Origin of the sequence: Algoriphagus sp. oki45 (assembly GCF_036245605.1) — a bacterium.
In the GTDB taxonomy this organism is placed as follows: Bacteria; Bacteroidota; Bacteroidia; order Cytophagales; family Cyclobacteriaceae; genus Algoriphagus.
The window spans coordinates 780341-796518 of record NZ_BTPC01000001.1 but is presented as its reverse complement, the minus strand read 5'-3'; the positions used below and the strand labels follow the sequence as shown (position 1 = coordinate 796518).

Below are 16178 nucleotides of genomic sequence, written 5' to 3'. Positions count from 1 at the left end.
CTTTTTGGCTTTTTACCCATTCACCAACCAAGAATAACCCAAATGGAATTATATACAATCAATACCGGCTTTTTCAAATTGGACGGAGGAGCCATGTTTGGAGTGGTGCCTAAGACCCTCTGGTCCCGAACCAACTCCGCCGACGAAAACAACCTCTGTACTTGGGCCATGCGATGTTTGCTGGCAGTGGAAGGCAACCGGGTTGTTTTAATCGACAATGGAATCGGGGACAAGCAGGATGCCAAGTTTTTTTCTCATTACTACCTGCATGGGGAAGATTCCCTGGACAAAAGCCTTAAGCATCTGGGAGTTCTCCCAACCGATATAACGGATATGTTTCTGACCCATCTGCATTTCGATCATTGTGGGGGAGGTGTTCGCTATGGCTCTCATGGGCAATACGAATTGACTTTTCCACGGGCTACCTATTGGTCTAATTCGGATCATTGGCATTGGGCGACCAAACCTAACCCAAGAGAAAAAGCCTCTTTCTTGACAGAAAACATCCTTCCTATGCAGGATCATGGGGTGTTGAAGTTTATCGATTTGGAGAAAAAGTCACTTTTCGAGGGATTTGATGTGATCACAGCAGACGGACATACCGATAAGCAAATGCTTCCAAAAATGAAGTATAAAGGTCACACGGTAGTATTTATGGCGGATTTGCTTCCTTCTGTGGGACATATTCCTTTGCCCTATGTGATGGGATACGATACCCGGCCGCTTCTTACACTTTCTGAAAAGCAGGCATTTTTGGAGGAAGCAGCAAGGGAAAAGTTTGTGCTGTTTTTGGAGCATGATCCGGTAAATGAATGCTGCACCGTGAAAATGACTGAAAAAGGAGTACGTTTGGATCAAACTTTCCGACTTGATGAGCTCTAATCTACGCATAGGTCTTGCCCTCTCTGGTGGCGGTGTCCGGGGTATTTCTCATTTGGGTGTGCTTAAAGCACTCAATGAGGTAGGGATTTTCCCCACAAAAATCACCGGGAGCTCGGCCGGGGCGATAGCCGGAGCGATGTACTGTCAGGGCTATCGTCCTGAGGAAGTTTTGAAGATCATTGTGGAGACCAATTACTTCAAATTCATGCGTCCTGCGATTTCTTGGAAAGGAATCCTGAAAATGGAGTCCGTGGGCAATCTTTTCAAGATTTATTTGCCTCACGACGATTTTTCTCAGCTAAAAACCCCTTTGGCAGTAGCAGCGACCGATATCCGAAAAGGAAAAGTGGTCTATTTCGATGAAGGGGAATTGATCAAGCCAATCATGGCTTCTGCCTGCATCCCTGGCATGTTTGAACCGATCCAGATCGGGAACAAATATCTCGTGGATGGGGGAGTACTGAACAATCTTCCTGTTGAGCCCTTGGACGGAACCTGTGATTATGTAATCGGGGTCAACTGCAATCATCTGCCTGAAGAGAGTAATATCAAAAACATGAAAAATCTCATCGAGCGATCAGTGATCATGACGATGAATTACAATGTCTACAGCCGAAAGGCCAAATGTGACTATTTTGTAGAAGCTCCCGGCTTGGGAAAATATGGGGTTTTTGATATCAAAAAGGCTCCTGAACTTTTTCAGGCTGGATACGAAATTGCTTTGAGGACTGTGGAAGAGCATCCTTCCATCCTCGAGTTGGCCAATGCTCCAAAGCCTAAAAAAGAAAAAGCGCTATGATGAAGTTATTTTCCAGATTTATCTTTTGGATTTCAGGCTGGAGTCTGAATGCGAATTGGCCAAAAGGTTTGAAAAAAGCGGTTTTGATTGCGATACCCCATACTTCCAATTGGGATATCCTCTATGCCAGGGCTGCTTTTTATTTGATGGATATTCCGGTCCGATTTACCATCAAAAAGGAAGTCATGGTTGGACCATTGGGATGGTTACTTTCCGGTTTGGGAGCGATTCCCATAGACCGAAAAAGAATCCCCGGAGGAAGAAAGCAAACCTACACCGAGGCTATGACTCAAATGCTTAAGGAGTCGGATGAGCTGGTGGTAATGGTGACACCCGAAGGTACCAGAAAAGCGGTAAAGAAATGGAAAACAGGATTTTATCACACAGCACTTGGAGCAAATGTTCCCATTGTCGTAGGTTATTTGGATTACAAAAAAAAGGAAGCAGGAATCGGTCCTGTGATCTACCCCAACGGAGAAATGGATGCCCAAATCGAGGAAATGAAAGATTTTGGTAGGACGGTGACCGGCAAGCATCCCGAGAAAGGGATTATTTAAAAAGCGAAGAGGCTGTCGCATAAATTGTATCGTTGTCAGCCTGAGCGGAGTCGAAGGCAATTTCAAGCTTTCCGGACGACCTTTCGATTTCGGGACTCTCGTATCTCAAATACTCAATTTGACAAATTTCACTTTTTAGACAACCTCTTGATTTTCAATGAAACTTTTTCACCTCAGGTGCCGCCGCCGAAGTCGAAAACTCCCGGGCAAATCGGTCTGCATAATTATCCAATAGCTGCATCACCCGGTCCTGCTTGGGCGATTTGACTATCAATCCAGCATGGTATTCCAGAGGAACCCGGAAGCATACCTCAGGATCATCAAATCCACTCAAATCGGGATGCTCAAATGGGGACAAAGTCAGAATAATTCCCGCATAGCCTTTTTTGAGCTTAGGAAGCAGATATTTATTCCCTTTGGCTACGGCATCCTCAATCTTTGCCCATTCTGCCCATAGATTAACATCTGTGGCGGCTTCCACCATTTCTGCCAAGTGCGCACCTCCCACTCTTGAAGCAGTCTCGAGAAAATAGATTTCTCCGTCTTCACGGGATTTGATAAATTCGGTATGGGATGCACCATTTTTCAAGCCAAAGGCCTTCATGATTTGATCATTCACTTTGCGTATAGCCTTATCGTCATCAGACCCATATTTGATATTGGCAGAGCGGAAAATTCCTCCTCCTTGAGAGATTTCCATGGGAGTAGCCAAGTATTTGGATACGGTGAGGAAAAGATTCTTTCCGTCAACTTGTAGTCCATCCGCATGATACACGTCACCGGGTTTGAACTGCTCAACCAGATAGTAAACCCGGTTTTCTCCCAATTCGTCAATTTTTTGCCAAAGCGTATCCTTGTCATGAACTTTTATGATTCCATGAGCGGAAGCTTCAGATCGGGGTTTTAGCACCCAAGGTGCAGGCACTGTATCTGCAAAATGATTGATGTCATCATTATTAAAAAGGGAAGAAAAGGCAGGGACACGGATTCCCGCATCTTTGGCGCGCATCCTCATGGCCAACTTGTCCCGGAAATACCTTCCTGTGGTCTGACCCATCCCGGGAATTCTCAGATTTTCCCGAAGAAAAGCGGCCTTCTCCACATCGTAATCATCCAAGGCGATGATGGCTTCAATCTTATGATCTTTCATCAAGCCACCCACTCCTTTAAGCAAAAGGTCCATGTCCCAGTCCAAATCCTGCCCGGGCATGTAAAACACCTCATCGATGTATTCAAAGGCCCAAGGTTTGTCCTTGAGTTGCTCGGTGGTGACCAAAAAGACCCGATTTCCTTGTTTTTTGAGGGCCGTCAAAAAAGCATTTCCCTTGAAGTAATTGGAAATGCAAAGAAAAGTCTTGGAAGTATCCATATTCTTAAAGCTGCTTTTGGATAAACTTAAGCAATAAATTCACACCAAATGCAGACCCGGTTTTGGTTTTTGCAAATTCTGTATCAGTAAAAGATACCCCTGCAATGTCCAAATGAGCCCAGGAAGGATGCTCATGAGTAAATGCCTGTAGAAACTTGGCGGCGGTGATGGCACCTGCAAAAGGCTTCCCGTGGTAGTTGCGGATATCAGCAATCTCAGAATCCATTTCCCTCGCATAAACTTCCCAAAGGGGCAAAGGCCATGACTTTTCTCCGATTTCTTCTCCAGCCTCTTGAAGGCCGTGAGAGAGGCCTCCATCATTGGAGAACAGGGCGGCACTTTCATAGCCAAAGGTTCCGATGCTACTTCCGGTCAGGGTTGCCAAGTCGATCAAATGATCCGGTTTATAGTTTTTCACCAAGTAGGAAAGTCCATCAGCCAAAATCAATCGACCCTCAGCGTCCGTATCCACGACCTCTATACTCAATCCTGCATGACTGCCAATTACCTCGGATGGCAAGTAGGCATCCTTATCAATGGCATTTTCCACTGCAGGTACGATGGTTGTAAGATGAATCGGAAGTTGCAGCTCCGCAATTAGCTGTGTAGTGGCTAACACTGCAGCAGCCCCTCCCATATCAGACTTCATGTGGTGCATTCCCTGAGTTTTGATATTCAGGCCACCGGTATCAAAAGTGACTCCCTTGCCCACCAGTCCGAGGTGAAACTTGGCCTTGGGATGACGATACTCCAAAATGATGAATTTCGGTTCTTTTGCCGATCCTCTTCCTACAGCCAAAAAGGCCTCCAAACCCTCTGATTTAGCTCTTTTGGGATCAATAACTTTCACTCCCAAATTCAATCTTTTGGCCAGGTTTTTTGCCCAGTCAGCCAAATTGGGTGGGGTGATTTTGTTCGGGGGGAGATCCACCAACCGAAAGGCTTCCATTTTGGCATCGGCTATTCTCTGAGCAGTTAGAGCAAGGTTTTTAGGGTTTGAAGAAGAAATCCGAACCCCAACTTTCAATTTTTTAAAGCTTTTTGGTCCTTCTTTCTTGAAAAAGCCGATTGAGTAAGTGCCTAACTGAAAACCAACCAGAGCAGCTTCAAAAAGAGAATCGGAAAGATTATCCGGAAAGTCGAGATAAATCTCCTTTTCTACTAAGGAAGAATGCTTGGTAAGAATCCTTCGAAAGGTATTTTCCACCTGTCTGTAATCCGGTTCTTTGCCTAGACCCAAAAGAAGAATAAGCTGACTTTCATGACTCAAGGTGAAATGCGTGTCTTTTTTTCCCGAAAAAAGAGCGGTTGAAATAGCCGTTCCCGGAAGTTTGCTTTCCAAGGTTTGCTCTAGGTCATTTTCCAAAACAGGAATCACCCTCAGTCTGGATTCGGAAAGGGTTTTGGGGTTGAGTTTGAATTGCATGCTAAAATTAGTTTGGAGCTTACTCCGGTTTATCACTGTAAAATAGCCATTCGATGGCTTTGGGAAACTCATCACTCCAGTAGGATTCGTTGTGTTTTCCCTGTTCATTGATGGATAGGCGGACTTTCATCTTGCCTTTGAGACTTTCCCTTTTGAGAAGACGCTTGCGGAACTTCAAGACATGATCTACCATGGTTTCACTTTCGTCTCCTCCTGCGTAGAGGTAGATTCGGGTGTCCTGTGGCTCGAAAATATCCAAAAAGCCCAACTTAATTTTAGGAATGACCCAAAGGGAGGGAGAGAAAATCATCAATTTCCCAAAAACTTCCGGATACATCAGTCCGGAGAAAATACTGACTAATCCCCCCATGGAGCTTCCTCCGATTCCGGTGAATTCCCGTTCGGGTTGGGTTCGGTAGGTTTTGTCTACAAAGGGTTTCAGTGTATCCACCACAAAGCGGATATATTGCTTGCCGCTGCCGTGCCCCAGAAGGGTTTTGCCTACATTGTATTCTTGAACCCGCTCAGATTCTCCATGCTCCACAGCTATGATGATGATCTTTCCAATGCCATAATCGGACATGACGGCGAGTTTTTTGTCTATCTGCCAGTTGCCAAATTCTGCATTTTCATTGAAGAGGTTTTGTGCATCCTGAAGGTAAAGTACCGGATAATGCTCGTCACTGCTGTCATAGTCATGGGGCAAAAGGGCCCACACTTTTCTTTTGGTGTTGAGTTGGGGGATTTCAAATTCCTCGGACATGAGATGAATCTGAGGAAGCTGTGAAGGGCGATAGGGAAGCCAGTTTTTTCTCCATTTGGTTACTCGTTCTACTTTGACCTGAGATTGGTCTTTCCAGTGCCTATTCGGAGTCCTATTGCCATACCGATCGATTTCCACCTCTGACCAATCCCCCTTGGTAAACTTGTAAATCAACTCCTCAGGAAGGTCCATGTGTTCGGGAAAAGAAAACTCATACTTTCCCTTTTCCACCTTATGCATTTTGAACCGAAAGTCTTGAGTGGCCCAATTGTTAAAATTGCCTGAGATATAGACCGGCCGATCATCATCCTCCGACGTATGGAGGATAATTTTTTTAGAGGTTAGGGTAGATGTGGCTGGTGGAGTTTCGGTAAGCATGGGTTGAGGTGAATCAATGGAAAACCCGTAATCCCAAAAATAAGTTTTGCAGCGCTAAGAATGAAATAAACTTGGGTTAGAGGCTCTTTATTGTTGTAATTTTTACTCAAGCAACGCTAATCCTGCTCAAAAGGTCTAAAACGGATTTCCTCTGGGTAAGGAAAGGCATGAATTAGTTCGCCCTGCGCAATTCTTTCTTTGAGCGAATTCCAGTAAGCCGGATTAAATAGATCCTGATGGTAGCTCAAAAAATGAGGTCTGAGATCTTCTCTTCCAATCATCCAACGCTTAAAATCCTCAGGGAAAACGTCGTTTTTATGGATTTCATACCAAGGTTCTGCCGCATAGATTTGCTCGTAGGTTTCGGCTATGGGCTTTTCCCTGAAATTCATGTCTTCCAGAAATTCGATCTCATCATAATCGTAAAAGATCACCCGCTTCTGTCGGGTCAGACCAAAGTTTTTGGTCATCATATCTCCGGGAAAAATATTGGCTTGTGCCAACTGCAAAATCGCTCTTCCGTAATCTTCTACTGCTTTTTTCCCAGCCTCTGTGCTGCAGGCCTCCAGATAAATATTGAGAGGAATCAATCTCCTTTCTGTATACAGGTGTTTGATAATCAGGTAGTCTTCTGAAATCTTTAAAAGAGAATTTGTCGTATTTCTTAATTCCTGCATCAATTCTTTGCTGACTCGGGAAAGGGGAATTTTGAAATGCTCAAATTCGTGGGTATCGGCCATTCTGCCCACTCGATCATGAAGTGAGACGAGCTTGTATTTTTCCCGGACTTCCTGCCGGGTCATGTTTTTTGGCGGCTCAAAATGGTCCTTGATCAGTTTGAAAACGATGTTTAATGAGGGTAAGGTGAAAACTGTCATTACCATTCCTTTGATTCCTGGAGCGATTTCAAACTGATCTTCTGTTTTTCTAAGATGATTCAAAAAGTCCCGGTAAAAGAGGGTTTTCCCATGCTTGTTGAACCCGATTGCATTATATAATTCATGGATATGTTTGTGAGGAATCACTGAAATCAAAAATCCGATCACCTGAGAAGGAATCTCCACATTGACCATAAAATAGGAGCGGGTGAAGCTGAACAAATGACTCATTAAATGCGGGTCAAAAATCAAGGTGTCCACAAAAATTCCTTTTGGGCCGTGCAGAAAAGGAATAATAAATGGCATCCATTTTCCTCCTACATAGGTTCTGCCAATGAGGTAAGCAGCTTTGTTTCGGTAAAAGACCGATTTCAGAATTTGTGTTTTGGCATCTTCAGCAACCTGATATCGACTGAGGATGACATCTTTGACCCCTTGAATCAAATACTTAATGTCTTGCTCTTTGTCCATAAACGGAGCTCCCAAATCGTAATCCTCCAAAATCTGCCGAATAATGGGCTCTAATCCCATTTTGGCTGGGTAGGTATTGAGCAGTGGAGAGTTTTCTTGGAAATCATAGGAGATTTCCGGAGCCTGCACATACATCAACTCCTCGTCCAAAAAATTATCGGGGAAGGTTTTTCGAAAAACAGAATTGAAGAAGGTCTCCGACAGTTCAGAATCGGGTCTGCCTTGAATCATGAGTTGATATTCTGCTCGAATCAAAGACCAGATTTCTCGATTGGTACTGTCCGGTCCAAGCATTTCCTGAAAAATGGTAATCAGGTGAAAAAGAAGATCCTTGTACAATCTCAGCCTTTGACGCTGATTGAGCTGCATTGCGATCCAGTTTCTCTGAGCGAAGTAAAGAGGTGCCAATCGGGTATACGTATTGAAGGTCTCGATGTAGGTGCAGTAGCCTTCATAGATTTTTTTTGCAAGGGGTAGGGCGCGTTGAGGCATAGAATATTTGGCGAGGTCTCGGAAATTGAGATTTTTTGGGGGAAAGGAAAATTTTTTCTCAAGAAAAAAACTTGATTATCTGCCATTTAAGCCCAAAAAAACCTCGCCGAATAAAATTTTGAATATTTTTCGCAATCGATTGTTTGGACAGAATAAAAACATTTTCTACTTTTCGCAGGTATTCATGAATTGAATATCTACAATAGGTTTAATAGGTTTGAGAGCAGGAAAAGGCCGAAGTCATATTTCGGCCTTTTTTATTTTTTCAGGGTGTTTCATTTCAAAAACCTCTTTCTCTGCCTCCAATCCGACTTTGAATTTTTGAAGACTTCCTTTTTCCGCTGGTAAAACAGTCTTGACTTGAATAAAAAGGCTTGTCAATGAAGTCATTAGGTTCTCATTATTTCCAGATTTTTGTTTTTTCCCAATCCTAGATTAGCTTCATGTTTCAACTGAAACCGATGAAAGGAATTTTCAACTATTTAGTCGCCTTAATTATTGGCATTTTTTTGATGGCTTGTGAGCGAGGGGAGACCGCTGAGGAAAGTCCTGTGTCCGAGGTGACGACAGAGAATGAGTTGGAAATATTTCAGGGTAAAATTGATACGGTTTTGATGGCCAAGCCAGTTTGGATCAACCATTGGTCGGAGGTAGTCGGTCTGATAAGTGGCGAAGACTTTGAGCTCATTCTGACTGATTCCATTGACCCTATGGAAATGCCCGAAGCAAATCCGATTAAGGAAGGGGACCCGCTTTTTCCTTATCAATTTCTCCATCCTAAGGGAAAAGGAACCATTGACATCTATCAATATAAGGTAGAAGCACAGGAAATATTAGATCAACCTTTTCTCAATCCTGATTCTGAGGTCATTTGGTATCGGGCGGATGGAATGAGAGAAAGGTTGCTTTTCATGGGGCCTTCAGGCATGTTTGAAGATGGATATTGGCTCAATGAAAATGAATTTGTGGTATTGGGTTATTTTCAGGAAGATCAGGGCTTTAGACCCATGGTCTGGGTAATTGATGTAAATAAGCATCGATTCAGACAATTTCGTCTCACCAAAGGAACCGAAACCTACCTTCCGGAATCCTATCTGGACAAAAAGCTAAAAGCCGTGGATTTGACTTCCAATGGAATTTGAAAAGCTGATATTTCATCTTGAGGAAAGGCTTCGATCTCCGCTGCCAGGAAAGGAAGCTCACCTGCAAATGGCACCACAGCCTATCAATTTGAAGAGATTTGATCCCAACCTTCCTCCCAATCATAGAAAAAGCGGAGTATTATTATTGTTCTATCCTGTAGACGGACTGGCTTACTTTCCTCTGATCAAAAGGCCACAGTATCTTGGTGTCCACAGTGGTCAAGTTGCTTTGCCCGGAGGAAAGATGGATCCTGAGGACTTGGACGTAATTCAAACTGCTCTTCGAGAAGCTGAGGAGGAGATTGGCGTAGACCGGAGATCTATTGAAGTAATTGGAAAAATGAGTGAATTGTATATTCCTGCAAGTAATTTTTTGGTCAGTCCCATTGTAGGTCTAATAAGTGCTCAACCTGATTTTATCCCGGAAGAAAAGGAAGTAGACCGTATCATTTCTTCCTCTGTATCTGGTTTTTTGGACAGAAGTATTCGCAAGCAGACTCTTCTTGAATTGGGGTCAGGAATACGTTTAGATACCCCGTATTTTGACATTGATGGGGAAATTGTCTGGGGTGCGACAGCTATGATTTTGAATGAGCTTAGCCGAATTTTGGAAGATGATTAGTTTGGTTTTGGGGAAATCAGGGTTTTTTGGGTATTGTTGCAGACCAAGAATTATATAAACTATGGAGGAATCTGGCCCTTTATTGAGCAATGATGCGGTAGTATTTGGACTTTTGGCAGCGACCTTAGCCTTTGTTTTCGCTACCTCTGCCAGCAAACATCCCTTTTGGCAAAAATTCTATCGCTATGTACCTACTGTACTGCTCTGTTATTTTATTCCTGCAGTATTCAACTCGTTGGGAATTATTTCGGGGGAAAGTTCCCAACTCTACTTTGTATCATCCAGATATTTACTTCCTGCCTCATTAGTCTTATTTACAATCAGTATAGATCTAAAAGGCATTTTGAAGTTGGGACCAAAAGCTTTGACCATGTTTCTGGCCGGTTCCTTGGGGATAATGTTAGGTGGCCCATTGGCTCTTTTGACAGTTGGCTCCATGTTTCCTGATATTTATTCAGGAAGTGGTCCGGATGAGCTTTGGAGGGGCTTATCCACGATTGCAGGTAGCTGGATTGGAGGGGGAGCAAATCAGACAGCGATGCTTGAGGTTTTTGGAGCGAGCCCTGTTCTGTTTGGTCAAATGATCGCAGTGGACGTCCTCGTGGCCAATCTTTGGATGGCCTTTTTGCTGTATTGGGCTGCCAAACCGGAGAAGTTGGACAAACTCCTGAAGTCGGATAATTCGGCCATTTATGAATTGAGAGACCGAATTACCAAATTCCGGGAAGGAATCATGCGTATTCCGAGTTTGGGTGATACCATGAAGATTTTGGGAGTGGGGTTTGGTATTACAGGCATTTCCCATCTATGTGCTGATTTCCTTGGTCCTTGGTTTGGGGAGAATTATCCTGAATTGGACCAATATTCCTTAAACTCTACCTTTTTCTGGATAGTAGTGATTGCCACTACGTTGGGCCTGATTCTATCTTTTACCCGAGCCAGAAATCTGGAGGGGGCCGGAGCATCAAGGATGGGTTCGGTTCTTTTGTATGTTTTGGTTGCTACTATAGGAGCTCAGATGGATTTGGGAGCAGTTTTGGACAACCCTGTCTTTTTCTTAGTCGGGATTTTTTGGATGATATTCCATATTCTGATTATGGGTTTTGTGGCCTGGATGATCAAGGCTCCTTTCTTTTATGTTGCAGTCGGCTCGCAGGCTAATGTGGGAGGTGCTGCTTCAGCACCGATTGTGGCAGGGGCATTTGATGCGTCTTTGGCTCCCGTTGGGGTTTTGCTTGCTGTTTTAGGCTACGCAGTGGGTACTTACGGAGCCTATTTGAGTGGGTTGATGATGCAGGCTGTATCCAGTTGGTGATGAAATACAAGCGAAAGTTAGTGCTGGTCTGCACAGGTAAAGATTGCAAAAAGGAAGGTGCAAAGAAGCTTCAAAAAGAGCTTGAGAATGAGCCTGAGTTGAAAGGAAAATGCAAATGGATAAAGACTAGATGTCTGGACCATTGCAAATCAGCACCTATGGTCGTGGTGGGTGATTTCTTTTGTAAAAAAGCCACCGTTCATAAGGTGGCTGAAATAATAAAAAAGTCCTGAAGATCAGGACTTGTTGTTTAAAGCTTGGAGACTTTTACGGCAGTGCCGCTGACAGTGACCATGAGCATTCCTTCTCGGATGGTTTCATAGTCGAGGTCAATTCCCACAACAGCATTGGCCCCAAATGCCCTTGCCTGCATTTCCATCTCTACCATGGCTGTTCCTTTTGCTTCTCGGAGAACCTGTTCGTAAGCGGAAGATCTGCCTCCGACGATATCGGTAATGCTGGCAAAGAAGTCTTTGAAGATGTTTGCTCCGATAATAGTCTCTCCTGTGACTACTCCCAGGTATTGTTCGATTTTATATCCTTCTAGGCTTGGTGTGGTCGAAATGATCATAAAATTGGTTTTTAGATTTAATAAATTGTATGTGAGTTTTTATCTACTGAAAATTAGACACAAGGGTTAGAAAAAACTTCAAAAAATCGCTTTTTGCTTTTAAAAAATATTCCTGTGAACGTGTTTGTTTTTAGTTAAATCTTTCTAGAATTGAGTTTCTAATTGAGTAATTTGTTAAAGAATAGGCCCAAACTGATTCATGATTTCCTTCCAGCAATTTGATATTTCTGATTTTCTAAATGAACTGGATGAGCCTGTTATGCTGCTTGATGCTGAGGATATCTTATATTTTAATTCCCATTTTCTCAACCATTTCCAGCCACCCAATGAGGATTGGAAATCCTACTTTAAGTCCAAGGAAATTATTGAAGGATTAAACCGGTTTTTTCTAACCGGGGAAAAAACAACCGCCAAATACTTCTCCAGTTTAACTACCCAAAAAGGACAAATTCAAACTATCGAATGGTCTTTTTTCCCTTTGCCCTCTTCCTATACCTCTCATTTTCTCATTGCAAAAGGATTGGTTGAGAAAGTTGAAAGAAGCACAGGAAATGAAAGTAATCATGATTCCTCAAGGAGAGCGGATTTCATGCAGAGTATCCTCAATAACAGCTATGATCTCATAGCCATATTGGATGAGCAAGGTAGGTACAAATTCATCAGTGATTCAGTTACCCAAAAATTGGGTTTTCCTCCAGAAAGCATTCTTGGCAAAAGTTACCTAGACTGGATTGACAAGGGATCCATTGAAATGGTAAAGGGTGATTTTTTTGAGGTATTGAACGCTAAAAACAAGGAAGTTCCTATTGATTTTTGGGTAAGAATGCCATCTGGGAAGCGGGTTTATTTAGAAAGCTTTGCAAAAAACCTTCTCGACCACCCCGATATCCAGGGGATCATGTTCAGCTCCAGAGATATTACTGAGTTTATCGAGACCGAAAGGTCTTTGATCAGGCGATTTGATATTGAAAATCTGATCAATCAAGTTTCTTCAAAAATGATCAGTGCTAATCTCACTGATTTAGAAGAGCACTTGGATGAAACTTTGATGAGATTTGGAGAATTTTTGAATGCTCAATCCGCTGAAATAGTAATTATAAACAAGGAGACCAAAGAGCTTGAAATCATCAGCTCATGGAGTTCCGGTCCGGACTCAAGCCCTATTGCAGAAGGACCAAGGTATTTCTCATTGCTCAATTCCTTGAAAACTGACCTGAAAAAAGGAAAAGTGAAACTTTCCTCTTTGCCCTCTAAATCCTCCAAAAGAGGAGGCAAGGATCAGATTGAGATCATCTTTATTCCACTGCTTTCCGAGGAGAGTTTATTGGGCATCATCCAGTTTGAGATTGAAGAATTAGCCTTCCCGCTTGTAGAAAAAGAAATACAGATACTCCGTCAGTTTGGTGATATTGTAGCGGGAGCCTATCTCGGCAATTTAATCCTGAGAAAGCTAGAAAGAAACGAAAACCTTCTTGCTTCTACCGAAGTATTGTCTAAATCCGGCTCTTGGAGATATAGTGCCTTCAAAGACAAGTTTTATTTTTCGGCAGGCTTTTCTCAGCTTTTGGAGATAGGGGACAAATCTCAATATGTTGACGCTGCCTTTCTCCTGTACAAAATCGATAAACCTTATCGGGAGCAATTTATCCAAGACCTAAAAATAGTTTCTTCAGAGCTAACCCAAAGATCCGGAGAATTCACCATTACAAAAACAGGAGACTCTGTTCGGTATTTTCATTATGAGATTGTAGGGAAAAAGGAATATTTATCTCAAGGTCTGGAGGTCTATGGATTCTGCAGTGATATCACTCAAAAAAGAATTTCTGAAAATAACCTCAGACTTCAATCTCAGATTCTCGCACAAATCGTGGATCCCATTCTGGTCGTGAATGAAGATTTGGAAGTGATTTATATCAATGAGGCGGCGGTTCAGCTTTGTTGCCCCAATACTGCAAGAGACTTTAAAGGGAAGATTGAGGATTTAATTGATTTTGGCTGGAAAAAGGGGGAAAAGCTATTTGATTTTATTCAAAATTTGAATGTGGGAGAGGTCTGGAAGACAGAGCGGCATTTAGCCACGGTACATACTTCCAGATCCCCATTTGAAGTGTCAGCAAGGGCTATTCATGCCGAGAGTCAAGAGAAAATTGGGTATTCTCTAATTTTCCGAAACTTGGAAGAGAAGTACAAATCAGAGCAGGTTGCACAAAGAGCCCGATTGATCGTGGAAAACAGCCCTGCGGTATTGTTCCGTGTAAATCCATCAAAAAATTATAAAATAAAATATATCTCTCAGAATATCAGTCGATTTGGGTACAATGCCGAAGAGCTGATAGAGAATGAAGTTTCTTTTTTGGATTTGATTTACCCCGAAGATTTAGACCAGCTGCTCAAAAAGGCACAGGTCGATAAAGGGGATATGAAAGGGCTCGCTTTCTCCGGAGAATATCGAATAGTAAAGCCTGACGGCACCCTAGTCTGGGTGGAAGACCGTACTTCTGAGGTATACGATGAGCTGGGAGAAGTCTACCTTCATGAGGGGCTATTCCAGGACATTTCAGATAGGAAAAATTTTGAGGTGGTTCAGGAACGAAGGGACCGGCAGTACCGAATGCTGGCTTCCAATATCCCTGACACTAACATTTTCCTTTTGGATAAGGATAGGAGATATATTCTCGCTGAAGGCACCAATTTTGAAAAGTGGGGACTGAAGAAAGAGGATTTTGAGGGTAAATTTCTTAAGGATGTTCAGCTTACTCAGTATGAGCAAGTCAATGAAATCTTAAATCGGGTATACGAAAATCAAGAAATCGTCGAGTCTGAATTCTTCTTGAAGGACAGATATTATCAGCGGATCATCAGACCAATTGTCGAGAATGGAAAAGTAGAGTTTGCACTCAGTATTGTACGGGATATCCATGCTGAATACCAAGCAAAAGTCAACCTGAAGAAGTCTGAGGAAAAATACAGAAGATTAGTAGAGGAATCTACGGAAATTATTTTCTCCCTTTCTGAAGCTTATCTTCTTCACTATGTCTCCCCAAATGTCAATCAGTTTTTAGGCTATGATTCGGAGGAAGTGATTGGTAGAAGTATTTTTGAATTTATCCATTTGGATGATCTGGATGTGTTCCAAAAGATGATTGGTGAAACTCAGGATTTTCTTGCAAAAAATCAGTTTTTGGAATTCCGACTCCGCCACAAAAACGGGGAATATCGGGTATTTAACTCCAACGGAAAGCTGATTGAAGATAAGCAGGGAATCCACCGATACTACACCGGAGTGGCTAGGGATATTTCCAAGCTGAAAGAAGCGCAAAAAGAACTCTTCATTGCCAAAGAAAAAGCAGAACTCGCTTCCCAGGCAAAATCCCAATTCCTATCTGTAATGAGTCATGAAATCCGAACACCGATGAACGCGGTCATTGGTTTGGCTCATTTTCTTATGGAAGAAGATCCAAGACCGGATCAATTGGAGAATCTAAAGACTCTTCAATTCTCGGCAGAGAACCTGATGGCCTTGATCAATGATATTCTGGATTACAATAAGATTGATTCCGGAAAAGTGGAATTGGAAAAGGCACCTTTTGAAATCCGAAACATGGTGCATCGGATTGTCCATTCACACAGCTTTTTGGCTAATGAAAAAGGCCTGAAGATTTACTGCGAAGTGGATGAGTCTATTCCTCAGGTGATCTATGGAGATGCCTTGAGGCTGGGACAAGTAATGAATAATCTAGTCTCCAATGCCATCAAGTTCACTGAAAAAGGATTTGTTAGAATTCAGATTTCAAGAGAGTTTGTACAGGGAAATTTGACGGAGATCAAATTCACTTTTGAGGACACAGGTATCGGAATACCCAAAGAAAAAGTCAAATCCATCTTTGAAGCCTTTACCCAAGCCTCGTCCAGTACCAGTCGAAAATATGGCGGCACTGGTTTGGGTTTAGCTATCGTAAAGCGCTTGGTGGAGCTTTTTGGAGGTGAAATAGAGGTTCAATCCAGACCCGGTGGAGGAAGTATTTTTGAATTCACACTTCCTTTTGAGTTTGATGATGAAAAGGCAAGAGCCCATGAGAAGACACTGATTCAAAATCAACGATCTCTTCATCATGCTTCTATTTTGGTCGCTGAGGACAATTCGGTAAATCAGATATTGATCCGAAAATTCCTCACCAAATGGAATACCGGAAGCTGGGTCATTGCTGCTGACGGAAAAGAAGCTTTGGAAGCCTATGAAAAAGGAGATTTTGATTTGGTTTTGCTGGATTTGCAAATGCCTGAACTGGATGGATTTGAGGTAGCAAGGACAATAAGGGGATTAGGAGATGAAAAGAAATCAAAGGTTCCGATTTTAGCCCTGACTGCTGCATCAATCCATGAAATAAAGGATGAATTATCCTCTGTAGGATTCAATGATTTTATACCCAAACCCTTCTCCCCAGAGGGCCTTTATGAAAAAATATTCAAGTATCTGAATACAAAAGAAAGTATTGAATGATGGGTTTAGCAT

The 16178-nt window shown here is 42.6% G+C and carries 13 protein-coding genes; 8 read left to right on the top strand and 5 right to left on the bottom strand.

All coding sequences use genetic code 11. The features are described 5' to 3' along the window. The first annotated feature begins 42 nt into the window (after positions 1-42). Genes AAA942_RS03515 through AAA942_RS03505 form a run of 3 tightly spaced genes read left to right on the top strand, consistent with a single transcriptional unit; the run spans position 43 to position 2238 of the window. Entirely contained in the window at positions 43-882 is an 840-nt protein-coding gene (locus tag AAA942_RS03515; RefSeq protein ID WP_338218851.1) for an MBL fold metallo-hydrolase, read from the top strand. Beyond that, positions 872-1681, top strand: a complete 810-nt coding sequence (locus AAA942_RS03510; RefSeq protein WP_338218850.1) for a patatin-like phospholipase family protein — start codon at positions 872-874, stop codon at positions 1679-1681. The genes AAA942_RS03515 and AAA942_RS03510 overlap by 11 nt, the downstream gene beginning before the upstream one ends. Further along, a complete protein-coding gene (locus tag AAA942_RS03505) occupies positions 1678-2238 on the top strand; it encodes a 1-acyl-sn-glycerol-3-phosphate acyltransferase (protein WP_338218849.1) in 561 nt (186 codons plus the stop codon). Before AAA942_RS03510 ends, AAA942_RS03505 begins: the two co-directional genes overlap by 4 nt. A gap of 154 nt (positions 2239-2392) precedes the next feature. Here the strand turns inward: AAA942_RS03505 and AAA942_RS03500 are convergent, their stop codons facing one another. The 4 genes from AAA942_RS03500 to aceK all read right to left on the bottom strand — a co-directional run bounded on the left by AAA942_RS03500 (position 2393) and on the right by aceK (position 8015). Further along, positions 2393-3607, bottom strand: coding sequence for an ATP-grasp domain-containing protein (locus tag AAA942_RS03500; RefSeq protein ID WP_338218848.1), 1215 nt, complete (start codon positions 3605-3607; stop codon positions 2393-2395). A 4-nt stretch (positions 3608-3611) separates the two neighbouring features. Then, a complete protein-coding gene (locus AAA942_RS03495) occupies positions 3612-5033 on the bottom strand; it encodes a leucyl aminopeptidase family protein (protein WP_338218847.1) in 1422 nt (473 codons plus the stop codon). 19 nt (positions 5034-5052) lie between these two features. After that, a complete protein-coding gene (locus AAA942_RS03490; protein ID WP_338218846.1) occupies positions 5053-6174 on the bottom strand; it encodes an alpha/beta hydrolase in 1122 nt (373 codons plus the stop codon). Between the two features lie 116 nt (positions 6175-6290). Continuing rightward, a complete protein-coding gene (aceK, locus tag AAA942_RS03485; RefSeq protein ID WP_338218845.1) occupies positions 6291-8015 on the bottom strand; it encodes a bifunctional isocitrate dehydrogenase kinase/phosphatase in 1725 nt (574 codons plus the stop codon). A gap of 443 nt (positions 8016-8458) precedes the next feature. Between aceK and AAA942_RS03480 the strand changes: the two genes are divergently transcribed. The 4 genes from AAA942_RS03480 to AAA942_RS03465 all read left to right on the top strand — a co-directional run bounded on the left by AAA942_RS03480 (position 8459) and on the right by AAA942_RS03465 (position 11327). Further along, positions 8459-9157 (top strand): hypothetical protein, encoded by a 699-nt coding sequence (locus AAA942_RS03480; RefSeq protein ID WP_338218844.1) that lies wholly within the window; start codon positions 8459-8461, stop codon positions 9155-9157. Between the two features lie 67 nt (positions 9158-9224). Beyond that, positions 9225-9779, top strand: a complete 555-nt coding sequence (locus AAA942_RS03475; RefSeq protein ID WP_338218843.1) for an NUDIX hydrolase — start codon at positions 9225-9227, stop codon at positions 9777-9779. Positions 9780-9840: 61 nt separating this feature from the next. Then, positions 9841-11094 (top strand): DUF819 family protein, encoded by a 1254-nt coding sequence (locus AAA942_RS03470; protein ID WP_338218842.1) that lies wholly within the window; start codon positions 9841-9843, stop codon positions 11092-11094. Beyond that, complete coding sequence (locus AAA942_RS03465; protein WP_338218841.1) at positions 11094-11327, top strand: (2Fe-2S) ferredoxin domain-containing protein; 234 nt, start codon at positions 11094-11096, stop codon at positions 11325-11327. Before AAA942_RS03470 ends, AAA942_RS03465 begins: the two co-directional genes overlap by 1 nt. A 17-nt stretch (positions 11328-11344) precedes the next feature. Here the strand turns inward: AAA942_RS03465 and AAA942_RS03460 are convergent, their stop codons facing one another. Beyond that, complete coding sequence (locus AAA942_RS03460) at positions 11345-11665, bottom strand: YbjQ family protein (RefSeq protein WP_338218840.1); 321 nt, start codon at positions 11663-11665, stop codon at positions 11345-11347. Positions 11666-11864: 199 nt separating this feature from the next. Between AAA942_RS03460 and AAA942_RS03455 the strand changes: the two genes are divergently transcribed. Next, a complete protein-coding gene (locus AAA942_RS03455) occupies positions 11865-16166 on the top strand; it encodes a PAS domain S-box protein (protein WP_338218839.1) in 4302 nt (1433 codons plus the stop codon). Positions 16167-16178: the final 12 nt, after the last annotated feature.